The sequence below is a fragment of the Streptomyces sp. NPDC057249 genome (assembly GCF_042669245.1).
Classification (GTDB): domain Bacteria; phylum Actinomycetota; class Actinomycetes; order Streptomycetales; family Streptomycetaceae; genus Streptomyces.
On the sequence record NZ_JBHUXS010000010.1, the window covers coordinates 289650 to 314568 of the forward strand.

A 24919-nucleotide genomic window follows, 5' to 3' on the forward strand; every position below is an offset into this window, starting at 1 on the left:
ACGTCCCCCGGGCGGTTCCGGCATGCCGGGCCGGGGTCAGCGCAGCAGCACGCCGCCGCCCTCACCGGTGGCCCCGGTCGGCTGCGCGACCAGGCCGAGTTCGGCACCGCCGGCCAGCAGCCGGTGCGCGGGCAGCACGCGCACGGTGTAGCCGTACGGGCCCGTGCGGTCCAGGGCGAGCGGGCCCTCGTACAGCCAGTGGCCCTCCAGGTCCTGGCCGCCCGCCGGCTTCAGCGGGAAGACCTGGGCCTCGGAGATCGCGTCGGCCGAGTCGACCCGCCCCGCCACCGCCTGCACCTCCACGTCGTCCGGCGCCAGCGCGCCCAGCGACACCCGGACCCGCAGCGCCAGCGTGGACCCCAGCTCCGCCGTCGCACCCGAGGCGGTCGGCGTCACCGCCTCCACATGGTCGACGGCCACCCTCGGCCAGGCGGCCCGGACCTTCGCCTTCCAGCCCGCCAGCTCCCGCGCCCGGGGGAGGTCCATCGAGCGCTGGGCGAGCGCGGCGGGGGCGTACAGCCGCTCGACGTACTCCGTGACCATGCGGTCGGCGAGCACCTTGGGGCCCAGGGAGCCCATGGTGCGGCGGACCATTTCGGTCCAGCGGCCGGGCAGCCCCTCGTCCCCGCGCTCGTAGAAGTGCGGGGCGACCCGGTCCTCGATCAGCTCGTACAGGGCGCCCGCCTCCAGGTCGTCGCGCCGGTCCTCGTCCAGCGCGCTGCCCTCGGCCGTCGGGATCGCCCAGCCGAAGTCCGGCTCGAACCACTCGTCCCACCAGCCGTCCAGCACGGACAGGTTGAGACAGCCGTTCAGCGCGGCCTTCATCCCGCTCGTGCCGCACGCCTCCAGCGGGCGCAGCGGGTTGTTCAGCCAGACGTCGCAGCCCGGGTAGAGCTTCTGGGCCATCGCCATCCCGTAATCGGGCAGGAAGACGATGCGGTGCCGGACCCGGGGATCGTCGGCGAACCTCACCAGCTCCTGGACCAGCCGCTTCCCGCCGTCGTCGGCCGGGTGCGCCTTGCCCGCGACGACGATCTGGACCGGCCGCTCCGGGTGCAGCAGCAGCGCCCGCAGCCGGTCCCGGTCGCGCAGCATCAGCGTCAGCCGCTTGTACGAGGGGACGCGGCGGGCGAAGCCGATGGTGAGGACGTCCGGGTCGAGCACCCCGTCGATCCAGCCGAGCTCGGCGGGCTGGGCGCCCCGGTGGCGCCAGGAGGCGCGCAGCCGCTGCCGGACCTCGGCCACCAGCTGTTCGCGCAGGGTGCGGCGCAGGTCCCAGAGCCGGCGGGCCGGGATGTCCGCGACGGAGTCCCAGCGGCCGGGGGCGGAGCCCGACTCGGCGCGCAGCCGGTAGACCTCGGGGGCGACCCAGGTCGGTGCGTGGACGCCGTTGGTGACGGAGGTGATCGGCACCTCCGGCGCGTCGAAGCCCGGCCAGAGCCCGGCGAACATCTCCCGGCTGACCGCGCCGTGCAGCGTGGAGACGCCGTTGGCGCGCTGGGCGAGCCGCAGCCCCATGACCGCCATGTTGAAGACGCCCGGGTCGCCGCCGGGGTAGGTCTCGGTGCCGAGTTCCAGGACGCGTTCGGCGGGGACCCCGGGCAGTTCGCCGTCCTCGCCGAAGTGGCGGGCGACGAGCTCGCGGTCGAACCGGTCGATTCCGGCCGGTACCGGGGTGTGGGTGGTGAAGACGGTGCCGGCCCGTACGGACTCCACCGAGGCGTCGAAGCCCAGCCCCTCCGTGGCGAGTTCCCGGATGCGTTCCAGGCCGAGGAAGCCGGCGTGGCCCTCGTTGGTGTGGAAGACCTCCGGGGCGGCGTGGCCGGTCAGCCGGCAGTACGCGCGCACGGCGCGGACGCCGCCGATGCCCAGCAGCATCTCCTGGAGCAGCCGGTGCTCGCTGCCGCCGCCGTACAGCCGGTCGGTGACCTCGCGTTCCCCGGGGAGGTTCTCCTCGACGTCGGAGTCGAGCATGAGCAGGGGGACCCGGCCGACGTGGGCCTGCCAGATCTGGGCGTGCAGGGACCGGCCGCCGGGCAGGTCCAGGACGACCTGGCTCGGGGTGCCGTCGGCCTCGCGGATCAGGGTGAGCGGCAGCTCGTTCGGGTCCAGGACGGGGTAGTGCTCCTGCTGCCAGCCGTCCCGGGACAGGCTCTGGCGGAAGTAGCCGTGGCGGTAGAGCAGCCCGACGCCGATGAGGGGCACGCCCAGGTCGCTGGCGGCCTTGAGGTGGTCCCCGGCGAGGATGCCGAGCCCGCCGGAGTACTGGGGCAGGGCGGCGGTCACCCCGAATTCGGGGGAGAAGTAGGCGATGGCGGCCGGGAGCGCGTCGTCCTGCTCGCGCCGCTCCTGGTACCAGCGGGGGCCCTGGAGGTACCCGCGGAGGTCGGCGGACGCCTCGGCGAGCCGGTGCAGGAACGCTTCGTCCCGGGCCAGCTCGGCGAGCCGCCCCGCGGATACGGAGCCGAGCAGGCGTACGGGGTCGCACTCCGCCTCGGAGCCGGCCGCCGGGTCGACGGCCCGGAAGAGTTCGCGGGTCTCGGTGTGCCAGGACCAGCGCAGGTTCCGCGCCAGGTCGCTGAGGGGTTGGAGGGAGTCCGGAAGGACGGGACGCACGGTGAATCGACGAATGGCCTTCACGTGTTCCACCTTTACAGGGGACGTACCGATCGGAGCGGGACGCACCTCCATGTGCGCCGCTCCGTCACCCTCGGCGGTGGCCGTGTCCCCGGCGCGCCCGACGCGGCGCGCTCTTTCCCCGTACGCCTCCCCGGTCCCATGAGGGGTCACCGGACCCGTACGCCCCAGGCGTTATGGCCGATTCCTTCTCCTCATTCGGTCTTGTGGGCCTTCGCGGCACAGGGAAAGCTGCCGGGTGGCGCCCATTCCCACGTCCCCCGTACGCCCGAGCAGACGACATATCACCGGATTGGCCCACCCCGATGCGGGGAAAAGCTTCTCGACACTCGCGTGATTCATTCCCCGGCCACCGGTGATCGGCCCCCGGTTCGTATACGACCTGTTTGGACTGCCATTCGAGTGAACGCGCACAGGAGCGGCCATGCCCACACCCCACCAGTCATCCACGGAGCGGCTAGAAAGGACGCAACCCCATCTTCGCGGCGCGCGCGTTCAGCCTTCGGCGCACGCTGCCCACTTTTCCGAGTCCGAGCTCCAGCCCCCAGGTGATTCCATGATCGGTCGCATTCCCGTTCTCGACGTCCATCCGCTCGTCGACTGCGGCAGAAGGCCCGCCAAGGCCGTTGCCGGTGAGACCTTCCAGGTCACCGCGACCGTCTTCCGCGAGGGCCACGACGCGGTGGCCGCCAATGTGGTGCTGCACAGCCCGAGCGGGCGCCCGGGCCCCTGGACGCCGATGCGCGAGCTGGCGCCGGGCACCGACCGCTGGGGCGCCGAGGTCACCCCGGACTCCGAGGGCCGCTGGACGTACACGGTGGAGGCGTGGAGCGACCCGGTCGCCACCTGGCGCCATGCGGCGGGGATCAAGATCCCGGCGGGCATCGACACCGCGCTGGTCCTCGCCGAGGGCGCCGAGCTGTACGAGCGCGCCGCCGAGGGCGTCCCGAAGCGCGACGGCCGGGAGGCGGTGCTGGCGGCGGTGGACGCGCTGCGCGACGCGTCCCGGCCGGCCGAGGCGCGCCTCGCGGCGGCCCTGGCGCCCGAGGCCCGCGAAGCGCTGGACCGCCACCCGCTGCGGGAACTGGTCACCGCTTCCCGCCCGCACCCGCTGGTGGTCGAGCGGCGGCGCGCGCTGTACGGCTCCTGGTACGAGATGTTCCCGCGCTCCGAGGGCGCCAGGTACGAGACCCCGAAGCCGCGCAAGGGCCGGGGCGCGAAGGCCGCCGAGCCGCAGCCGGCCCGGCTGGTGAGCGGCACCTTCCGGACGGCGGCCGAGCGGCTTCCGGCGGTCGCCGCGATGGGCTTCGACGTGGTCTACCTGCCGCCGGTCCACCCGATCGGCACGACGCACCGCAAGGGCCCGAACAACTCGCTGACCCCCGCCCCGCACGATGTGGGGGTGCCCTGGGCGATCGGTTCGGCGGAGGGCGGGCACGACGCGGTGCACCCGGATCTGGGCACGCTGGAGGACTTCGTCCATTTCGTGGAGACGGCCCGCAACCTGCGTCTCGAAGTGGCCCTGGATTTCGCCCTCCAGTGCTCGCCGGACCATCCGTGGGTGGAGAAGCACCCCGAGTGGTTCCAGCACCGGGCCGACGGTTCGATCGCGTACGCGGAGAATCCGCCGAAGAAATACCAGGACATCTATCCGATCGCCTTCGACAAGGATCTTCCGGGTATCGTCGCGGAGAGCGTACGCATCCTGCGGTTCTGGATGGCCCGGGGGGTGCGGATCTTCCGCGTCGACAATCCGCACACCAAGCCGGTCATCTTCTGGGAGAAGGTCATCGCGGAGATCAACCGCACCGATCCCGATGTGATCTTCCTCGCCGAGGCATTCACCCGGCCGGCGATGATGCGCACCCTCGCCGCCATCGGGTTCCAGCAGTCGTACACGTATTTCACCTGGCGGAACACCCGTCAGGAAATCACGGATTACGTGACCGAGCTGGCCGGTGAGACCGCCGCGTTCATGCGGCCGAATTTCTTCGTGAACACCCCCGACATCCTTCCGGGATACCTTCAGGAGGGCGGCCGGCCCGCCTTCGAGGCCAGGGCGGTGCTCGCGGCGACCCTCTCCCCTTCATGGGGGGTGTACGCGGGGTACGAGCTGTGCGAGAACACCCCGATCCACCACGGCAGTGAGGAGTACCTCGACTCGGAGAAGTACGAGATCCGGCCCAGGGACTGGGAAGCCGCAGAGCGCGAGGGCCGTTCGCTCGCCCCGCTCATCACCTCGCTCAACCGGATCAGGCGCCGCCACCCGGCCCTGCAGCAGCTGCGTGACGTGCACTTCCACGCGTCGGACAACGACGCGGTCATCGCGTACAGCAAGCGTTCCGGTTCGAACATCCTTCTGGTGGTCGTCAACCTCGACCCGCACCACACCCAGGAGGCGACCGTCTCGTTGGACATGCCGCAACTCGGCCTCGACCGGCACGAGAGCGTGCCGGTGCGCGACGAGCTCACCGGCACTTCCTATCACTGGGGCAGGACGTTCTATGTGCGCCTTGAGCCGGGCGTGACGCCCGCGCACATCGCCGTCCTGCGACCGTCCCCGCCGACCGGAGGGTCACCCACACCATGATCGTCAATGAGCCCGTCCACGACACGTTCGAGGACACCCCGGCCAAGGACCGCGATCCCGACTGGTTCAAGCGTGCCGTCTTCTACGAGGTGCTTGTCCGGTCCTTCCAGGACTCCAACGGCGACGGCATCGGAGACCTGAAGGGGCTCACCGCCAAGCTCGACTACCTCCAGTGGCTGGGGGTCGACTGCCTCTGGCTGCCGCCGTTCTTCAAGTCCCCCCTGCGCGACGGCGGTTACGACGTCTCGGACTACACCGCCGTACTGCCGGAGTTCGGCGACCTGGCCGACTTCGTGGAGTTCGTGGACGCCGCGCACCAGCGCGGCATGCGCGTGATCATCGACTTCGTCATGAACCACACGAGCGACCAGCACGAGTGGTTCCAGCAGTCCCGGACCGATCCCGACGGTCCGTACGGCGACTACTACGTCTGGGCCGACGACGACAAGCAGTTCCAGGACGCCCGGATCATCTTCGTGGACACCGAGACGTCCAACTGGACCTTCGACCCGGTGCGCAAGCAGTACTACTGGCACCGGTTCTTCTCGCACCAGCCCGACCTCAACTACGAGAACCCGGCGGTGCAGGAGGAGATCATCTCCGCGCTCCGCTTCTGGCTGGACCTGGGCATCGACGGCTTCCGCGTCGACGCGGTGCCGTACCTCTACCAGCGCGAGGGCACCAACTGCGAGAACCTGCCGGAGACCCACAACTTCCTCAAGCGGGTCCGCAAGGAGATCGACGCGAACTACCCCGACACGGTCCTCCTCGCCGAGGCCAACCAGTGGCCCGAGGACGTCGTCGACTACTTCGGCGACTACGGGTCCGGCGGGGACGAGTGCCACATGGCGTTCCACTTCCCCGTGATGCCGCGCATCTTCATGGCCGTACGGCGCGAGAGCCGCTACCCGGTCTCGGAAATCCTGGCGAAGACCCCGGCGATCCCGGACAACTGCCAGTGGGGCATCTTCCTGCGCAACCACGACGAGCTGACGCTCGAAATGGTGACGGACGAAGAACGCGACTACATGTACGCAGAGTACGCCAAGGACCCGAGGATGCGGGCCAACATCGGCATCCGCCGCCGGCTGGCGCCGCTGCTGGACAACGACCGCAACCAGATCGAGCTGTTCACCGCCCTGCTGCTCTCGCTGCCGGGCTCCCCGATCCTCTACTACGGGGACGAGATCGGGATGGGCGACAACATCTGGCTGGGCGACCGGGACGCCGTACGCACCCCGATGCAGTGGACGCCCGACCGCAACGCCGGGTTCTCGTCCAGCGATCCGGGGCGGCTCTACCTCCCCACGATCATGGACCCGGTCTACGGCTACCAGGTCACCAACGTCGAGGCGTCCATGGCCTCCCCGTCCTCGCTGCTGCACTGGACCCGGCGGATGATCGAGATCCGCAAGCAGAACCCGGCGTTCGGCCTCGGCACCTACAACGAACTGCCGTCGTCGAACCCGGCCGTGCTCGCCTTCACCCGTGAGCACGGGGACGACCTCGTGCTGTGCGTCCACAACTTCTCCCGGTTCGCACAGCCGACGGAGCTCGACCTCAGATCCTTCGACGGACGTCATCCGGTGGAGCTGATCGGCGGGGTGCGCTTCCCCGCCGTCGGTCAGTGGCCCTACCTGCTGACGCTCGCGGGACACGGCTTCTACTGGTTCCGGCTGCGCAAGGACGCGCCGCCGAGCTGACGCGCGAGGCCGCGTGCGGGGCGGTTGCCACCGCCCCGCACGGGGCACCCGCACCCATACCGGGTGGTTCAGGAACCTTCCTGGATGCTCCTGGCGTTTCTATCCCCTCATGTCGAGTCCGTACGGATCATCCTGACCCGACACGTCCCGCACAGCCGGACAGCCAATGCCGCAATCCGGGACACTCTTCGCATCCTGTGGTGTGCCCGGGGAAAGGACGCGATGCCATGTCGGAGGCTGCATCCGCTCAGGTCACCCTGGCGAACAGCACAGCCCTGATCCCGTCTCTCGGACCGCTGCTCCACGAATGGCTGCCCCGGCAGCGGTGGTTCGCGGGCAAGGGACGGTCCATCACCGCCTTCTCGCTCGTCTCGGCCACCGAGATACTGCCGGTGGACGGCGGCGACGGCGCCGCCCCGGGGCTCCTGCACCTGCTGGTGCGGGTCCACCAGCCCACGATGCCCGCCCAGCCCCCCGTGGACTGCTACCAGTTGCTTCTCGGCGTCCGCTCCACGCTGCCCCAGCACCTGGCGCCCGCCGCCATCGGCCGGGTCCCCGACGGGCCGCTGGCCGGGCTCGCGGTCTACGACGGGCTGCACGACGCACGCCTCGCCGCGCTGCTGCTGGAACGATTGCGCACCCCCGGCCGGCTCGGCGCGGTCCGCTTCGACCGGGGCGCGGAGCCGATCCCGCAGGACCTGCCGCCCCGGGTGCTGGACACCGAGCAGTCCAACTCCTCGGTGGTGTACGGCAACGCGTACATCCTGAAGATCTTCCGCCGGGTCTTCCCGGGCACCAACCCCGACCTGGAACTGCCGCTCGCCCTGTCCCGCGAGGGGTGCGGGCGGGTCCCCGCGCCGGTCGCCTGGTTCGAGGCGGCGACCCCGGAACGGCTGACGCTCGGGGTGCTCCAGCCCTACCTGCGCGGTGCCCAGGACGGCTGGCAGCTCGCCCTGCGCGCCCTCGCCACCGGGCACGACTTCCTGGCCGAGGCGAGGGCGCTGGGCCGGGCGACGGCCGAGGTGCACACCGCGCTCGCCGCCGCCCTGCCGACCCCGGTGCTCCGCCGCGCCCAGACCGACGAGCTGGCCGCCGCCATGGTGGAGCGCCTGGAGGCCGCCGCCCACGCGGTGCCGGAGCTGGTCCCGTACGTCCCCGGGCTGCGCACCGCCTTCGACGCGGTCGCCGCGCTCGGGCACCGGGGGCGCAGCTGGGCCGCCCAGCGGGTGCACGGCGACCTCCACCTCGGCCAGACCCTGCGCGGCGCCGACGGCTTCTGGTCGCTGATCGACTTCGAGGGCGAGCCGGCCCGGCCGCTCCCGGAGCGCCGCAGCCCGCAGCCCCCGGTGCGCGACGTGGCCGGGATGCTGCGCTCCTTCGACTACGCGGCCCGCTCGCACCGGCCCTGGAAGCCCGAGTGGGCCGCCCGCTGCCGGGACGCCTACTGCGACGGTTACGCCGAGGCGGCGGGCGCCGACCCGCGCGCCGAACCGGAACTGCTGCGCGCCCACGAGACCGACAAGGCGGTGTACGAGGTGCTGTACGAGGCCCGGCACCGGCCCGACTGGCTGCCGGTCCCGATGGCCGCGATCCACCGGCTGGCCTCGGTCTCCGCCGGCTGAGGAGGCCCCTCCCCCGTACCGCCCCGTCCGCCCCACCCCGCCAACACCCTCCGAGGAGGCAGTCCCCGTGACCGCCCGCAAGCCGTCCCGCAAGTCCGAGCCCGCCGTCCCCGTCACGCCCGCCGCCGAGCTCCCGCTCGCCGAGGAACCGATCGCCGCCACCCTCGCCTCGCCGCCGGCCGGGCCGCCCGCGAAGAAGCGGGCCCCGAGGAAGACCCCCGCGACGGGGGCCGCCGCCGCCCCGGCGAAGCGCGCGAAGAAGGCCGCCGCGCCGCCCAAGCCCCGCAGCGCCGGCAGCCAGGAGCTGCGCCCGGCCGCCCCACTGCACGACGCCGACCGCGGCCGGCTGCTGGCCGGCGAGCACCACGCCCCGCACGATCTGCTGGGCGCCCACCAGGTGGGCGACGGGGTGGAGATCCGGGTGCTGCGCCCGTTCGCCCGGTCGGTGACGGTCCTCGCGAAGGGGCTGCGGGCGCCGCTGCACAGCGACGGGGACGGGCTGTTCTCCGGGGTGCTGCCGCTGCCTTCGGTGCCGGAGTACCGGCTGCTGGTGGCGTACGACGACAACGAGATCGAGGTCCACGACCCGTACCGCTTCCTGCCCGCGCTCGGGGAGCTGGATCTGCACCTGATCCGCGAGGGCCGGCACGAGGAGCTGTGGACCGCGCTCGGGGCGCGGCCGATGGAGCACCAGGGCGTGGCCGGGACGCGGTTCACGGTGTGGGCGCCGAACGCCCGGGGCGTGCGGGTGTGCGGTGACTTCAACTACTGGGACGGCACGGGCTTCCCGATGCGGTCGCTGGGCGCGTCCGGGGTGTGGGAGCTGTTCCTGCCGGGGACCGGGGAGGGCGCGCTGTACAAGTTCGACATCTGCCGCCCCGACGGTTCGCACACGACGCGCTCGGACCCGATGGCCCGGCACACCGAGGTGCCGCCCGCCACCGCGTCGGTGGTGACGGCCGCGCACCACGTGTGGCAGGACCAGGAGTGGATGGCGAACCGGGGGAACGTGCCGGTGCACGAGGCGCCGTTCTCGGTGTACGAGGTGCACCTGCCGTCCTGGCGGCCCGGTCTCTCGTACCGGCAGCTGGCCGAACAGCTGCCCGCGTACGTGAAGGAGCTGGGCTTCACGCACGTCGAGCTGATGCCGGTCTCCGAGCACCCCTTCGGCGGGTCCTGGGGCTACCAGGTCACCGGGTTCTACGCGCCGACCTCCCGGATGGGCTCGCCGGACGACTTCCGCTTCCTGGTGGACGCGCTGCACCGGGCCGGGATCGGCGTGATCATGGACTGGGTGCCGGCGCACTTCCCGCGCGACGACTGGGCGCTCGCGGAGTTCGACGGCCGGCCGCTGTACGAGCACTCCGACCCGAGGCGGGCCGCGCATCCGGACTGGGGGACGCTGGAGTTCGACTACGGGCGCACCGAGGTCCGCAACTTCCTGGTCGCCAACGCCACGTACTGGTGCGAGCAGTTCCACATCGACGGGCTGCGGGTCGACGCGGTGGCGTCCATGCTCTACCTGGACTACTCGCGCGAGGACGGCCAGTGGTCGCCGAACGAGTTCGGCGGGCGGGAGAACCTGGACGCGGTCTCCTTCCTCCAGGAGATGAACGCCACGGTCTACCGGCGCAATCCCGGCGTGGTCACCATCGCCGAGGAGTCGACGGCCTGGGACGGCGTGACCCGGGCCACCGACCACGGCGGGCTCGGCTTCGGGCTGAAGTGGAACATGGGCTGGATGCACGACTCGCTGGTGTACGTCTCCAAGGAGCCGGTGCACCGCAAGTACCACCACAACGAGATGACGTTCTCGATGGTGTACGCGTACAGCGAGAACTACGTGCTGCCGATCTCGCACGACGAGGTGGTGCACGGCAAGCAGGCGCTGGTCTCCAAGATGCCGGGCGACTGGTGGCAGCAGCGCGCCAACCACCGGGCCTACCTGGGCTTCATGTGGGCCCACCCGGGCAAGCAGCTGCTGTTCATGGGCCAGGAGTTCGCGCAGGGCGCGGAGTGGTCGGAGGGCCACGGCCCGGACTGGTGGCTGCTGGACCCCGCGTACGAGGCGTCCGGCGACCACCGCGGGGTGCGGGAGCTGGTCGGCGACCTCAACCGGGTGTACGGGGCGACGCCCGCGCTCTGGCAGCGCGACACCCGTCCGGAGGGGTTCGCCTGGGTGGACGGGGGCGCGGCGGAGGACAACGTGTTCGCGTTCCTGCGCCACGACGCGAAGGGCGCGCCGCTGCTGGCGGTCTCCAACTTCTCGCCGGTGGTCCGGCACGACTACCGGCTCGGGGTGCCGGAGGGCCCCCGGCAGTGGGCCGAGGTCCTGAACACGGACGCGGTCCGGTACGGGGGCGGCGGTGTGGTCAACGAGGAGCCGCTGAAGCCGGAGGACGTGCCGTCGCACGGCAGGCCGTCGAGCGTGTCGCTGACGCTGCCGCCGCTGGCGACGGTGTGGTTCAAGCCGGCGTGAGGCGGTGAGGGGGCGGGGCCGGTGCGGCCCCGCCCCCTCGGGCGGTTCAGAGGACGTCCTCCAGCTCCTGGAGGAGCCGCCGCTTCGGGCGGGCGCCGACCATGGACTTCACCGGTTCGCCGTTCCGGAACACCATCAGGGTCGGCATCGAGAGGACGCCGTACCGGGTGCTGGTCCCCGGATTGCGGTCGACGTCGATCTGGACGACGCGGAGCCGTTCGCGCTCCTCCTCGGCGATGGCGCCCAGGACCGGGGCGAGCTGGCGGCAGGGGCCGCACCAGTCGGCGGTGAACTCCACCAGGACGGGCCGGGTCTCCCCCCGCACCTCGGTGTCGAAGGTGTCGTCGGTGAGCTCGTCGACGCCCGTTACGTGGATCATCTGTCATCCTCCCAGTTCGCAGCGTGGTTCGGGGCCGCCGGGCAGTTCGGCGGACGCCTCCAGCTCGGCGCGGGCCAGCTGGGCGCCCACCTCCGTGCGGACGGCCCGCAGCTGCTCGATGAGCCGGTCGAGCTCGCCGAGCTTGCGCCGGTAGACGGCGAGCGAGGCGGGGCAGGCGTCCCCGGCGGGGTGCCCGGCGCGCAGGCACTCCACGAAGGGCCGGGTCTCCTCCAGGTCGAACCCGAAGTCCTGGAGGGTCCGGATCTGCTGGATCAGCCTGAGGTCGCCCTCGTCGTACGTGCGGTAGCCGTTCACCGCGCGCCGTGCGGGCAGCAGCCCGCGCGACTCGTAGTAGCGCAGCGTCCGCGTCGTCGTCCCGGCCCGTTCGGCCAGCTCCCCGATTCGCATACCGCGAACGTAATCCTTGACGCCGACGTCAAGGCAAGGGCGTCAGACCTTGGTGAGCGAGGGCTGTTCCTCGCCGCCCCGGGCCTCGGGGACGTACGGCTCCTCGGGGCCCTCGTCGGCGAGCATCTTCTCGTCGAAGGGAATCGCGCCGGAGAGCACCTGGCCGACCCGTTCGCGGTCGATCTCCTTGGTCCAGGTGCCGACGAGGACCGTGGCGACCGCGTTGCCCGCGAAGTTGGTCAGGGCGCGGGCCTCGCTCATGAAGCGGTCGATGCCGACGATCAGGCCGACGCCGTCGACCAGCTCGGGGCGGTGCGACTGGAGGCCGCCGGCGAGGGTGGCGAGGCCGGCGCCGGTGACGCCCGCCGCGCCCTTGGAGGCGATGACCATGAAGACCAGCAGGGAGATCTGCTCGCCGATGCTCAGCGGGTCGCCGGTCGCGTTGGCGATGAACAGCGACGCCATCGTGAGGTAGATCGCGGTGCCGTCCAGGTTGAAGGAGTAGCCGGTCGGCACGGTGATGCCGACGACGGGCTTGCTGACGCCCATGTGCTCCATCTTCGCGATCAGCCGGGGCAGCGCCGACTCCGAGGAGGAGGTGGACAGGATCAGCAGGAACTCGCGGCCGAGGTACTTCAGCAGCTTGAAGATGTTGAGCCCCGCGACCAGGCGCAGGATCGCGCCGAGCACCACGAACACGAAGAGCGCGCAGGTGATGTAGAAGCCGATCATGATGACCGCGAGGGACTTCAGCGCGTCCACGCCGGTCTCGCCGACCACCGCGGCCATCGCGCCGAACGCGCCGACGGGCGCCGCCCACATGATCATGGCGAGGATGCGGAAGACGAGGCGCTGGATGTGCCCGATGCCGCGCAGCACCGGCTCGCCGGCCGAGCCCAGGGCCTGCAGCGCGAAGCCCGCGAGCAGCGCGATCAGCAGGGTCTGGAGGACTTCGCCCTCGGTGAAGGCGGAGACCAGGGTGGTCGGGATGATGCCGAGCAGGAAGTCCGTGGTGGACTCGCCGGCCCCCTCGGCCTGCTTCTCACCGGCGGCGCGGACCGCGTCGGTGATGTGGAGGCCGGAGCCGGGCTCCAGGATGTTGCCGACGACCAGGCCGATGGCCAGGGCGACCGTCGACATGACCAGGAAGTAGCCGAGCGCGAGGCCGCCGACGGCCCCGACCTTGGCGGCCTTGCGGACCGAGCCGACGCCCAGGACGATGGTGCAGAAGATGATCGGCGAGATCATCATCTTGATCAGGTTCACGAACCCGCTGCCGATGGGCTTGAGCTCGACGGCGGCGTCCGGGGCGACGAAGCCCACGAGGATGCCGAGGCCGACGGCCACGATCACGGCGATGTACAGGTACTTCGTACGGTCCGGCTTGGTGCGTTCCGCTTCGGCGGCGTTCACTGCCACGGGGGTCTCCTCGGGTCGTCGTCGTCCCACCCCCGTGCCGGGGGTCCCGGCGACTATCCCGCCCGCTGTGACGGCGGTCACCCTTACGGTCATTTCGTTCATACGTTTTCGGCCAGGCACACTGATGGGCATGCGTTTCCCCCGTACCCGACCGCGCAGCCTGGCCGGCCAGCTGTTCGCGTGGCAGGTGGTGCTGGTGGCGGCCGTCGTGGCGGGGTGCGCGTTCTTCGCGTACGTCTCCGGGCGCGGCCAGGCCGAGGAGACGGCGGCCCGGCAGGCGCGGGCGGTGGCCCTCTCGGTGGCCGGATCACCGTCCGTCCGGGAGGCGATCCGCACCGACGACCCGTCCGCCGCGCTCCAGCCGTACGCGGAGCGGGTGCGCAAGGACACCGGGATCGCCTTCATCACGATCATGAGCCCGGACCGGGTCCGCTGGACGCACCCGGACGCCGACCGGATCGGCGAGACCTTCCTCGGGCACACCGCCCGGGCGCTGCGCGGGGAGACCTTCTCGGAGACGTACACCGGCACGCTCGGGCCCTCGATCCGGGTCGTCACCCCGGTCCGCGACGGCGGCCGGATCACCGGGCTGGTCAGCGCGGGCATCACGGTGGACCGGGTCTCCTCGCAGGTGCGGGCCCAGCTGGGCGCCCTGGCGCTGGCGGCCGGCGCGGCCCTGGTGCTCGGCGGGCTCGGCACGTACGTGATCAACGCCCGGCTGCGGCGGCACACGCACGGGATGAACGCGGCGGAGCTGAGCCGGATGCACGACTACCACGAGGCGACCCTGCACGCGGTGCGCGAGGGGCTGCTGATGCTGGACGGGCAGCGCCGGATCGCCCTGGTCAACGACGCGGGCCGGGAACTGCTCGGCCTGGCCCCGGGCATCGTCGGCCGCCGGGTCGCCGACCTCGATCTGCCGGCCCCGCTGACCGGGGCACTGCTGGCCTCCGAGGAGCGGGTGGACGAGGTGCACCTGACGGCGGACCGGGTCATCGTCGTGAACACCCGTCCGGTGGTCGGCGGCGAACGGCGCGGGACCGTGGTGACCCTGCGCGACCACACCGAGCTCCAGGCGCTGTCCGGGGAGCTGGACTCGGAGCGCGGCTTCACCCGGGCGCTGCGCTCCCAGGCGCACGAGGCGGCGAACCGGCTGCACACCGTGGTCTCGCTGATCGAGCTGGGCCGGGCGGACGAGGCGGTCGGCTTCGCCACGGCCGAGCTGGAGCTGGCCCAGGCGCTCACCGACCGGGTGGTGGGCGCGGTCGCCGAACCGGTGCTCGCGGCCCTGCTGCTCGGCAAGGCGGCCCAGGCGAACGAGCGGGGCGTGGAGCTGGTGCTCGCGGAGGACAGCCTCATCGACGACGGCGCGCTGCCCGCCTCGCTCCCCGCCCGCGATCTGGTGACCATCCTCGGCAACCTGATCGACAACGCGGTGGACGCGGTGACCCAGGAGGGGGCCGTTCCCGCCCGGCGCGGGCGGGTCACGGTCACCGCGCTCGCCGATGAGGGCGAACTGCTGCTGCGGGTCGCGGACAACGGAGCCGGGGTCGACCCGGCGGACGCGGCCGAGGTGTTCCGGGCCGGCTGGTCGACGCACGGCGCGGGGCGCGGCCTCGGCCTGGCCCTGGTCCGGCAGGCGGCGCACCGGGGAGGCGGGACGGTGGCGCTGGAGCAGGGCGTCGACGGGGGCGCGGAGTTCACCGTACGGCTGCCGCTGGCGGCGGGGGTGCGGGCGTGATCCAGGTGCTGGTCGTCGAGGACGACCCGGTCGCGGCGGACGCGCACCAGCTGTACGTGGGCCGGGTGCCGGGCTTCGCCGTGGCCGCCGTGGCGCACTCGCGCGCCGAGGCCGTACGGGCGCTGGAGCGCACCCCGGTCGACCTGCTGCTCCTCGACCTCTATCTGCCCGACGGGCACGGGCTCCAGCTGCTGCGCTCGCTGCGGGCGGCCGGGCACGCGGCGGACGTGATCGCGGTGACCTCGGCCCGCGACCTGGCGGTGGTCCGGGAGGGCGTCTCGCTGGGCGTCGTGCAGTACGTGCTGAAGCCGTTCACCTTCGCCACCCTGCGGGACCGGCTCGTGCGGTACGCGGACTTCCGGGCGGCGGCCGGTGAGGCGAGCGGGCAGGACGAGGTGGACCGGGCGCTCGCCGCGCTGCGCGCCCCGGAGCCGGCCCGGCTGCCCAAGGGTCTCAGCGGTTCGACCCTGGAGGCGGTGACCGGGGCGCTGCGGGCGGCCCCGGACGGTCTCACGGCCTCGGCCGCCGGCCTGGCGCTGGGCATCTCGCGCATCACCGCGCGCCGCTATCTGGAGCACCTGGTGACGGTGGGACGGGCGGTGCGCAGTCCGCAGTACGGGCAGGTGGGGCGGCCGGAGCTGCACTACCGGTGGCGGCCGGAGGGACGCTGATCCGGGGCGACCGGTCCCCTGGTGCGGCTTTTGTACCTAGGACCTTCCTATGAGCCGTGTTCTCGGGTGAACACACCGTAGTCAGCGGGGCCCCCGCCTCCTTACGGTGTCCCCGTGCACCCCTCCCCGCCTTTCAACGCCCCCGCCGCGCGAAGACTCCGCGAGGCCCTGGGTATGGCTCCCGGCCATGTCGCCTACGGTCTCGGCGCTCAGTACGGACTGCGGATCACCGCCGAGACGGTGGCCGCCTGGGAGCGGGGGCTCGCGCTCCCCTCGGAGTACGAACTCACGGCGCTGGCCGGGGTGCTGTGGTGCGCCCCGGGCGAGCTGCTGACGGCGGCGCGCAGCCTGCGCGAGCACCGGGTCTCCCGGGAGCTGTCGCCGGACGAGCTGGCCGCCCGGGTGGGGATGGCCACCTCCGCGTATCTGCGGATGGAGGAGTCGGGGCGCTGGCGGGGCAACGAGCGCCAGTCCGCCGCGCTGAGCGAGGCGCTGGGCCTGACGCCCGCGGACTTCGTGGCGGCGACCGGGCGCGAGGAGGAGCTGGCGGACCTGCTGCGCAGCGCGGTGGCGACGCGGTGGCAGGCGTACACCCGGCCGGTGGGCAAGCTGGTGCCGGTGGACCGGCGCCGCCTCCAGGAGGTCCTGGAGCGGCTGCACGGCGACTACCAGGCGCTGATGGTCTCCACGCTGAGCTGGAGCAGCGCGGGCACGGACCGGCCGGGCAACACCGGTGAGGAGGGCCGGGCCTTCCTCACCGGGATCGTGCCCCGGTTCTGGGAGACGGCCGGCCCGCCGGCGTAACGGGAGAGGGCCCTGCGGCCCTCCGGCGCGACGGGCTCAGAAGACCGACTCGGCCTCGTGCATCCGGTCCAGCGGGACCGTCTTGAGCTGGGTGACCGCCTCGGCGAGCCGGACCATCACGATATCGTTGCCGCGCAGGGCGGTCATCCGGCCGAAGTCGCCCCGGTGGGCCGCCTCCACCGCGTGCCAGCCGAAGCGGGTGGCGAGGACGCGGTCGTACGCGGTCGGCGTACCGCCGCGCTGCACGTGGCCGAGGATGACCGGGCGGGCCTCCTTGCCGAGCCGCTTCTCCAGCTCGACGGCCAGGCGGTTGCCGATGCCCTGGAACCGCTCGTGCCCGAACTGGTCGATCTCGCCCTTGGCGTACGGCATGGAGCCCTCGGCCGGGTGCGCGCCCTCGGCGACGCAGATGACGGCGAACTTCTTGCCGCGCGCGAAGCGCTCCTCGACCATCTTGACCAAGTCGTCCACCTCGAACTTGCGCTCGGGGAGGCAGATGCCGTGCGCGCCGCCGGCCATGCCGGACTCCAGCGCGATCCAGCCCGCGTGGCGGCCCATCACCTCGACGACCATCACGCGCTGGTGGGACTCGGCGGTGGTCTTCAGACGGTCTATGGCCTCGGTCGCGACGCCCACGGCGGTGTCGAAGCCGAACGTGCGGTCGGTGGAGGAGATGTCGTTGTCGATGGTCTTCGGGACGCCGACGACGGGCATGCCGGCGTCCGCCAGCATCCGGGCCGCGGTGAGCGTGCCCTCGCCGCCGATCGGGATCAGCGCGTCCATGCCGTAACGGCGGCTCAGCTCGGCGCAGTTCTCGGCGGCCTCGCGGAGCCGGGCGCGCTCCAGGCGGGCCGAGCCGAGGATGGTGCCGCCACGGGCGAGGATGCCGCTGACCGCGTTCAGGTCGAGGGGCCTGAAGTGGCCGTCCAGGAGGCCCTTGAAGCCGTCCTCGAAGCCGATGACCTCGTCGCCGTGGCCGACGACGGCCCGGTGGACGACCGAACGGATCACTGCGTTCAGGCCGGGGCAGTCGCCGCCTGCGGTGAGAACTCCGATGCGCATCCTGTTCCGTCTCCTGCTCGCTGGGCCCGTCCGTTTTGGCAACCGGAACGGGGGCTTCTTCTACTTCCCCCGTACCGTGAGTCACGACGAGTGTCCCACGCCGGGCGCGCCGCTCGCGCTCCCGGCTGCTCCGGGGCGGCCTGGTGACGCCCTCGCGGGGCAGTCGTCCGGCGGGCGGCCCCTGCGCCCCCGCGGGTATCGTCAAACGGGCGATTACCACTCGAACCGGGCACCATACCGGACCAGAGACGACGGGAGAGCACGCGTGACGCGCAGCGTGTACGTGACCGGGATCGACCGGGGGGACGGCCGCCAGGTCGTGGACCTGGGCGTCATGGAGCTGCTGACCCGCCAGGTGGACCGGGTCGGGGTGTTCCGCCCCCTGGTGCACGACGACCCCGACCGGCTCTTCGAGCTGCTCCGGGCCCGCTACCGGCTCTCCCAGGACCCGGGCACGGTCTACGGGATGGACTATCACGAGGCGTCCGCGATCCAGGCCGAGCAGGGCACCGACGAACTCGTCTCCCGGCTGGTCGAGCGCTTCCACCGGGTCGCCGTCGACTACGAGGTGGTGCTCGTCCTCGGCACCGACTTCGCCGCGACCCAGCTCCCCGACGAGCTGGCGCTCAACGCCCGGCTGGCCAACGAGTTCGGCGCCTCGGTGATCGCGGTCGTCGGCGGCAAGGACCAGAACGCGGAGTCGGTGCGCGCCGAGACCCGCAACGCGTACCGGGCCTACTCGGGGCTGGGCTGCGACGTGCTCGCGATGATCGTGAACCGGGTGGCCCCGGCCGACCGGGACCTCGTCGCCGAACGCCTCACCGCGACCCTGCCGGTCCCCTGCTCCGTGCTGCCGGACGAGCCGGCCCTCGCGGCGCCGACGGTCGCCCAGATCACCGCGGCCCTGAAGGGCACGGTGCTCCTCGGCGACGACTCGGGGCTCGCCCGGGACGCGCTGGACTTCGTCTTCGGCGGCGCGATGCTGCCGAACCTGCTGAAGGCGCTGACCCCGGGGTGCATGGTGGTCACACCCGGGGACCGCGCGGACCTGGTGGTCGGCTCGCTCGCCGCGCACAGCGCCGGGACGCCGCCGATCGCCGGGGTGCTGCTCACCCTGGACGAGCGGCCCGGCGAGGAGATACTCACGCTGGCCGCGCGGCTCGCACCGGGCACCCCGGTCGTCTCGGTGGCCGGCGGCTCCTTCCCCACCGCCGCGGAGCTCTTCGCCCTGGAGGGCAGGCTCAACGCGGCGACCCCGCGCAAGGCGGAGACCGCGCTCGGCCTCTTCGAGCGCCATGTCGACACCGCCGCCCTCCTCGACCGGGTCTCCGTCGCCCGCAGCGGCCGGGTCACGCCGATGATGTTCGAGCACGAGCTGCTGGAGCAGGCGCGCGCGGACCGGCGCCGGGTGGTGCTGCCGGAGGGCACCGAGGAGCGCGTGCTGCGCGCGGCGGACGTGCTGACGCGCCGGGACGTCTGCGACCTCACGCTGCTCGGCGACCCGGACACCATCCGCAAGAAGGCCGCCGACCTGGGCGTCGACCTGGCCGGGACCCAGCTCATCGACCCGCAGACCTCGGAGCTGCGCCAGTCGTTCGCCGAGCGGTACGCACAGCTGCGGGCGCACCGCGGGGTGACGGTCGAGCTGGCGTACGACGTGGTCTCGGACGTCAACTACTTCGGCACCCTGATGGTCCAGGAGGGCCTGGCCGACGGGATGGTCTCCGGGGCGGTGCACTCCACGGCGGCGACGATTCGCCCGGCGTTCGAGATCATCAAGACGAAGCCGGACGCCTCGATCGTCTCCTCGGTCTTCTTCATGTGCCTCGCCGACAGGGTGCTGGTGTACGGCGACTGCGCGGTCAACCCGGACCCGGACGCCGAGCAGCTCGCGGACATCGCCGTGCAGTCCGCCGCCACGGCCGCCCGCTTCGGCGTGGACCCCCGGATCGCGATGCTGTCCTACTCGACCGGGACCTCGGGCACCGGCGCCGACGTCGACAAGGTGCGCGCGGCGACGGACCGGGTGCGCGCGAGCCGCCCGGACCTGAGGATCGAGGGGCCCATCCAGTACGACGCGGCGGTCGAGCCGAGCGTGGCGGCGACGAAGCTGCCGGGCTCCGAGGTGGCCGGGCAGGCGACGGTCCTGATCTTCCCGGACCTGAACACCGGCAACAACACGTACAAGGCCGTGCAGCGCTCGGCGGGCGCGGTGGCGGTCGGCCCGGTCCTCCAGGGGCTGCGCAAGCCGGTCAACGACCTGTCCCGGGGCGCGCTCGTGCAGGACATCGTGAATACCGTGGCCATCACGGCGATCCAGGCCCAGGGCGAGGAGTGACCCGCATGACCACCCCGAACACCGAAGACGCGGCGGCGAACCGGAAGCCGGGCCGGGTGCTCGTGCTCAACTCCGGCTCGTCCTCCGTGAAGTACCAGCTGCTCGACATGGACGACCGCTCCCGGCTGGCGTCCGGGCTCGTCGAGCGGATCGGCGAGGAGACGTCCCGGCTCGTCCACACCCCGCTGGCCGGGGGCGGCGAGCCCCGGGAGCGCAAGGGCCGGATCGCCGACCACGACGAGGCGCTGAAGGCGGCGGCCGAGGAGCTGGCGGCCGACGGGCTCGGCCTGGACTCCCCCGAGCTGGCGGCGATCGGGCACCGGGTGGTGCACGGCGGGCTCCGGTTCACCGAGCCCACCGTGATCACCGACGAGGTCCTCAAGGAGATCGAGCGCCTGGTCCCCGTGGCGCCGCTGCACAACCCGGCCAACATCACGGGCATCCGCACCGCCCGGGCGCTGCGCCCGGACCTGCCGCAGGTGGCGGTGTTCGACACGGCGTTCCACACGACGATGCCGGAGTACGCGGCGCGGTACGCGATCGACGTGGAGACGGCCGACGCCCACCGCATCCGCCGCTACGGCTTCCACGGCACCTCGCACGCGTACGTCTCCCGCAAGGCGGCCCAGCTGCTGGGCAAGGAGCCGGCGGACGTCAACGTCATCGTGCTGCACCTGGGCAACGGGGCGTCCGCCTCGGCGGTCGCGGGCGGCCGGTGCGTGGAGACGTCGATGGGGCTGACCCCCTTGGAGGGGCTGGTGATGGGTACCCGCTCCGGTGACGTCGATCCGGCCGTCACCTTCCATCTGAAGCGGGTGGCGGGGATGTCGGCGGACGAGATCGACGTCCTGCTCAACAAGAAGAGCGGCCTGGTGGGGCTGTGCGGTGACAACGACATGCGGGAGATCCGGCGCCGGGTGGACGAGGGCGACGAGCGTGCCGCGCTCGCCTTCGACATCTACGTCCACCGGCTGAAGAAGTACATCGGCGCCTATTCGGCGGTCCTCGGCCGGGTGGACGCCGTGGTGTTCACGGCGGGGGTCGGCGAGAACTCGGCCCCGGTACGGGAGGCTGCGATCGCCGGTCTGGAGGAGCTGGGCCTCGCGGTGGACGCGGATCTCAACGCCGTACGGTCCGGCGTACCGCGGCTGATCTCGCCGGATTACGCACGGGTCGCGGTCGCCGTGGTGCCGACCGAAGAGGAGCTGGAGATCGCCACCCAGACCTTCGCACTGGTCGACAACTGAGCGGCCCTCCGCCCTTTTGTATCTTCCACCAGCCGGAATATTCCGCAGCGAAACAAACCGATAGGATCCGCCTCATGCGCCGTTCCAAAATCGTCTGCACCCTCGGCCCCGCCGTCGACTCCCACGAGCAGCTCGTCGCTCTGATCGAGGCCGGCATGAGCGTGGCCCGTTTCAACTTCAGTCACGGCTCCCACGCGGAACACCAGGGTCGTTACGACCGGGTCCGCAAGGCCGCCGCCGAGACCGGGCGGGCGGTCGGCGTGCTCGCCGACCTCCAGGGCCCGAAGATCCGCCTGGCGAAGTTCGCCGAGGGTCCGGTCGAGCTGGTCCGCGGGGACGAGTTCGTCATCACCGCCGAGGACGTCCCCGGGGACAAGTCGATCTGCGGCACCACCTACAAGGGCCTGCCCGGTGACGTCGCCAAGGGCGACCCGATCCTGATCAACGACGGCAACGTCGAGCTCAAGGTCGTCTCCGTGGACGGCCCCCGGGTCCACACCATCGTCATCGAGGGCGGGGTGATCTCCGACCACAAGGGGATCAACCTGCCGGGTGCCGCGGTCAACGTCCCGGCCCTGTCCGAGAAGGACATCGAGGACCTGCGCTTCGCCCTGCGGATGGGCTGCGACCTGGTCGCGCTCTCCTTCGTCCGCGACGCCAACGACATCAAGGACGTCCACAAGGTGATGGACGAGGAGGGCCGCCGGGTCCCCGTCATCGCCAAGGTGGAGAAGCCGCAGGCCGTCGAGCACATGGAGGGCATCGTCATGGCGTTCGACGGTGTGATGGTCGCCCGTGGCGACCTCGCCGTCGAATATCCGCTGGAGCGCGTCCCGATGGTGCAGAAGCGCCTGGTGGAGCTGTGCCGGCGCAACGCCAAGCCGGTGGTCGTGGCGACCCAGATGATGGAGTCGATGATCACCAACTCCCGTCCGACCCGCGCCGAGGCGTCCGACGTCGCCAACGCGATCCTGGACGGCGCGGACGCGGTCATGCTCTCCGCGGAGTCCTCGGTCGGCGCGTACCCGATCGAGACGGTCAAGACCATGTCGAAGATCGTCGTCGCCGCCGAGGAGGAACTGCTCTCCAAGGGCCTCCAGCCGCTGGTGCCGGGCAAGAAGCCCCGGACCCAGGGCGGTTCGGTGGCCCGCGCGGCCTGCGAGATCGCGGACTTCCTCGGTGGTGAGGCCCTGGTCGCCTTCACCAAGTCCGGCGACACCGCCCGCCGCCTGTCCCGCTACCGGGCCGCGCAGCCGATCCTGGCCTTCACCACGGACGAGTCCACCCGCAACCAGCTGGCCCTCAGCTGGGGCGTCGAGGCCCATGTGGTCCCGCACGTCGACAACACGGACGCGATGGTCGACCTGGTCGACTCGGAGCTGTTGAAGCTCAACCGCTACAACGCCGGTGACACGGTGATCATCACGGCGGGCTCGCCCCCCGGGGTCCCCGGCACCACCAACATGGTCCGCGTCCACCACGTGGGCGGCCAGGACCAGGGCTGAGGCCCGGCACGACCACGGTGCCCCCGGTCCGCACGGGATGCCGTTGGCCAATTCGGGGCCTCGCGTGACGTCGGCCTTCAAGACCCGGTTGTGGTCTTGGAGGCCGACGTTGTCGTTTGGGGAGGGTGTCGATGTCGATGCAGCCGAGGGGGCCCGGGGAAGTTCCGGCGGAGACGGTGCGGGTGGCCCGGGCGGCGTTCCCGAAGGGAAGCCTGGCGATCCGGATCCGGGATGAGTTGGGTGTGCTGTTCACCGACGGGCAGTTCGCGGGCCTGTTCCCTGCCCGCGGGAAGCCCGCCTGGTCACCGGGGCGGCTGGCGCTGGTATCGGTGCTGCAGTTCGTCGAGGGGCTGTCGGACCGGCAGGCCGCCGAGGCGGTGCGGGCCCGGATCGACTTCAAGTACGCGCTGGGGCTGGAACTGACCGATCCCGGCTTCGACTACTCCGTGCTCAGCGAGTTCCGCAGTCGACTGGTGGCTGCCGGCGCCGGGCAAGACATCTTCGACCGGGTACTGGCCGCCACCCGGGAGAAGGGGCTGCTGCGCGCGGGCGGCCGGGCGCGGACCGACTCGACCCACGTACTGGGTGCGATCAGGTCTCTGAACCGGCTGGAGTTCGTCATCGAGACCCTGCGGGCAGCACTCAACGCGGTCGCCGCCGCAACGCCCGCATGGCTGTCCTCGCACGCCGATCCGCAGTGGTTCGACCGGTATGCCGACCGGCCGGAGGACTACTGGCTGCCGAAGAAGCCGACCCAGCGCACCGAGCTGGCCGAACTCACGGGCACGGACGGCATGCGGCTGCTGCGGGACATCTTCACCAGCCCCGGTGCACCCGCCTGGCTGCGAGAGGTGCCCGCCGTCGAGGTCCTGCGGGCGGCCTGGGTCCAGCAGTACTTTGTCGACGCGGACGGCCAGGTGCGATGGCGGGACCCAAAAGACTGCCCGCCGGGAGCGAGGCGCCTGGTCACGCCCTATGACACCGAAGTCCGCGCGAGCCTGAAGCGGGACATCAAGTGGGACGGCTTCAAGGTCCACCTCACCGAGACCTGCGAGCCGGGAACGCCCAATCTGATCACGCACGTGCTGACCACGGACGCCACCGTTCCCGACATCAAGGCCACCGAGACGGTCCACGACGCACTCGCGGACCAGGACCTTCTGCCCGGCGAACACCTCCTGGACGCCGGATACGTCGACGGCCGCCGCCTGGTCACCGCCCAGCAGCACGGCATCACTATGACCGGGCCCGTCGCCGGCGACACCACCACCCAGGCCGGCGGCTCCTTCTCCCAGGACGCCTTCACCGTCGACTGGGAGAAGAAGACGGTCACCCGCCCGAGCGGACAGACCAACGTGGTCTGGCGGGATACCACCAGCCACCGGGACACTCCGGTGGTCCGGGCCCGGTTTGCCGCCCGTCACTGCAATCCCTGCCCCGACCGGGAGAACTGCACCAGCTCACCCAAGGGCCGGATGATCACCCTGCGACCGCGGGAAGAGCACGAAGCCATCCGGGCCGCTCGCGCCGCCCAGGGAACACCGGCCTGGAGAGCCCGCTACGCGGCCCGCAACGGCATCGAGGGCACCATCTCCCAGGCCGTCCATGCCCTGAGCCTCCGCCAGTGCCGCTACCACGGGCTTGCCAAGACCCGCCTCCAGCACCAGCTCACCGCCACTGCCCTCAACCTCACACGAATCGACGCCTGGACCAGAGGCAAACCCCGAGCCCACACCCGCACCAGCCACCTGGAACGACTTCGTCCCGCCGAGATTGCTCTCAGCGGGACGAATTAGCCAACGGCATCTCCTCCGAACCGGGGGCACCGCCCTTTTCACACGGGGGGGCAGCAGATCGCTCGCGCTGACGGTGCAGTCCAGCTCGGGGTACACGAAGTCCGTCTCGTCGTTCTCGCGGCGCCGCAGCCCGTAGAACGCGCGCGCCCGCTCCTCGTCCGCGAGCGTGAGCGGTACGCCCTGCGGCAGGTACGGGACCCCGGCGCGGAAGCGGAGGACGGTCTTCGACGTCCGGAACGTCAGGCCCAGCCACTCGTTGTCGCCGGTCCGGCCCGCCGGGTCCGCGACGATCCGGTGCCTCAGCCGCCGGTTGGCCGCCACGGAGAAGACGACCACGCCGTTGTGTACGAGCGGGATCTCCAGCGTCCCGGCGCCGGGCTCCTCCTTCGACTCGAACACCAGCTTCCGGCGCGGGTCGGCCCCGGGGTATCCACCTGCTGTTCCTCAGAGCTGAGGGAGTGAGCGTAACCACGCATGAGTGAGTGTCGTTCTCAGGGCGTGAATCTGACGGAGTGGGC

The 24919-nt window shown here is 71.8% G+C and carries 16 protein-coding genes and 1 pseudogene; 11 read left to right on the forward strand and 6 right to left on the reverse strand.

Annotated elements, in window-relative coordinates; all coding sequences use genetic code 11:
* Window positions 1–36: 36 nt before the first annotated feature.
* Window positions 37–2640 (reverse strand): alpha-glucan family phosphorylase, encoded by a 2604-nt coding sequence (gene glgP / locus ACFUJY_RS20940; protein WP_383301636.1) that lies wholly within the window; start codon window positions 2638–2640, stop codon window positions 37–39.
* 553 nt (window positions 2641–3193) lie between these two features.
* Between glgP and ACFUJY_RS20945 the strand changes: the two genes are divergently transcribed.
* From ACFUJY_RS20945 to glgB, 4 genes are all read left to right on the forward strand, one after another.
* Window positions 3194–5227: a maltotransferase domain-containing protein gene (locus ACFUJY_RS20945; protein WP_383301639.1), complete on the forward strand. Its 2034-nt coding sequence runs from the start codon at window positions 3194–3196 to the stop codon at window positions 5225–5227.
* Window positions 5224–6930, forward strand: coding sequence for a maltose alpha-D-glucosyltransferase (treS, locus tag ACFUJY_RS20950; RefSeq protein WP_383301641.1), 1707 nt, complete (start codon window positions 5224–5226; stop codon window positions 6928–6930). The genes ACFUJY_RS20945 and treS overlap by 4 nt, the downstream gene beginning before the upstream one ends.
* A 227-nt stretch (window positions 6931–7157) precedes the next feature.
* Complete coding sequence (locus ACFUJY_RS20955; protein ID WP_383301643.1) at window positions 7158–8552, forward strand: maltokinase; 1395 nt, start codon at window positions 7158–7160, stop codon at window positions 8550–8552.
* Between the two features lie 67 nt (window positions 8553–8619).
* Entirely contained in the window at window positions 8620–11031 is a 2412-nt protein-coding gene (glgB, locus tag ACFUJY_RS20960) for a 1,4-alpha-glucan branching enzyme (protein ID WP_383301645.1), read from the forward strand.
* 46 nt (window positions 11032–11077) lie between these two features.
* On the opposite strand, the gene trxA is transcribed toward glgB, so the two are convergent.
* Genes trxA through ACFUJY_RS20975 form a run of 3 tightly spaced genes read right to left on the reverse strand, consistent with a single transcriptional unit; the run spans window position 11078 to window position 13231 of the window.
* Window positions 11078–11410 carry a thioredoxin gene (gene trxA, locus ACFUJY_RS20965; protein WP_383301647.1) on the reverse strand — a complete coding sequence of 111 codons (333 nt, stop codon included), beginning with the start codon at window positions 11408–11410 and terminating at the stop codon, window positions 11078–11080.
* A gap of 3 nt (window positions 11411–11413) precedes the next feature.
* The gene (locus ACFUJY_RS20970) at window positions 11414–11818 is read right to left on the reverse strand and encodes a MerR family transcriptional regulator (RefSeq protein WP_018102570.1); all 405 of its coding nucleotides are present in this window, start codon (window positions 11816–11818) and stop codon (window positions 11414–11416) included.
* 42 nt (window positions 11819–11860) lie between these two features.
* A complete protein-coding gene (locus ACFUJY_RS20975; RefSeq protein ID WP_383301688.1) occupies window positions 11861–13231 on the reverse strand; it encodes a cation:dicarboxylate symporter family transporter in 1371 nt (456 codons plus the stop codon).
* 136 nt (window positions 13232–13367) lie between these two features.
* Between ACFUJY_RS20975 and ACFUJY_RS20980 the strand changes: the two genes are divergently transcribed.
* From ACFUJY_RS20980 to ACFUJY_RS20990, 3 genes are all read left to right on the forward strand, one after another.
* Entirely contained in the window at window positions 13368–14978 is a 1611-nt protein-coding gene (locus ACFUJY_RS20980) for an ATP-binding protein (protein ID WP_383301651.1), read from the forward strand.
* On the forward strand, window positions 14975–15649 hold the full coding sequence (locus ACFUJY_RS20985; RefSeq protein WP_383301653.1) for a response regulator: 675 nt from the start codon (window positions 14975–14977) through the stop codon (window positions 15647–15649). Before ACFUJY_RS20980 ends, ACFUJY_RS20985 begins: the two co-directional genes overlap by 4 nt.
* Window positions 15650–15823: 174 nt before the next feature.
* On the forward strand, window positions 15824–16453 hold the full coding sequence (locus tag ACFUJY_RS20990; RefSeq protein ID WP_383301691.1) for a helix-turn-helix domain-containing protein: 630 nt from the start codon (window positions 15824–15826) through the stop codon (window positions 16451–16453).
* 36 nt (window positions 16454–16489) lie between these two features.
* Here ACFUJY_RS20990 and ACFUJY_RS20995 read toward each other — a convergent pair whose 3' ends face one another.
* Window positions 16490–17515 (reverse strand): ATP-dependent 6-phosphofructokinase, encoded by a 1026-nt coding sequence (locus ACFUJY_RS20995; protein ID WP_383301655.1) that lies wholly within the window; start codon window positions 17513–17515, stop codon window positions 16490–16492.
* A gap of 265 nt (window positions 17516–17780) precedes the next feature.
* Here ACFUJY_RS20995 and pta point away from each other — a divergent pair, with 265 nt between their 5' ends.
* The 4 genes from pta to ACFUJY_RS21015 all read left to right on the forward strand — a co-directional run bounded on the left by pta (window position 17781) and on the right by ACFUJY_RS21015 (window position 24401).
* Window positions 17781–19853 (forward strand): phosphate acetyltransferase, encoded by a 2073-nt coding sequence (pta, locus tag ACFUJY_RS21000; protein WP_383301657.1) that lies wholly within the window; start codon window positions 17781–17783, stop codon window positions 19851–19853.
* A 5-nt stretch (window positions 19854–19858) separates the two neighbouring features.
* Entirely contained in the window at window positions 19859–21100 is a 1242-nt protein-coding gene (locus ACFUJY_RS21005; protein WP_383301660.1) for an acetate kinase, read from the forward strand.
* Window positions 21101–21174: 74 nt separating this feature from the next.
* Window positions 21175–22605, forward strand: coding sequence for a pyruvate kinase (gene pyk / locus ACFUJY_RS21010; RefSeq protein ID WP_383301663.1), 1431 nt, complete (start codon window positions 21175–21177; stop codon window positions 22603–22605).
* A gap of 131 nt (window positions 22606–22736) precedes the next feature.
* On the forward strand, window positions 22737–24401 hold the full coding sequence (locus ACFUJY_RS21015; protein WP_383301666.1) for an IS1182 family transposase: 1665 nt from the start codon (window positions 22737–22739) through the stop codon (window positions 24399–24401).
* A 45-nt stretch (window positions 24402–24446) separates the two neighbouring features.
* Here ACFUJY_RS21015 and ACFUJY_RS21020 read toward each other — a convergent pair.
* Window positions 24447–24827, reverse strand: a pseudogene (locus tag ACFUJY_RS21020) (hypothetical protein); the annotation flags it as partial.
* Between the last annotated feature and the right edge of the window lie 92 nt (window positions 24828–24919).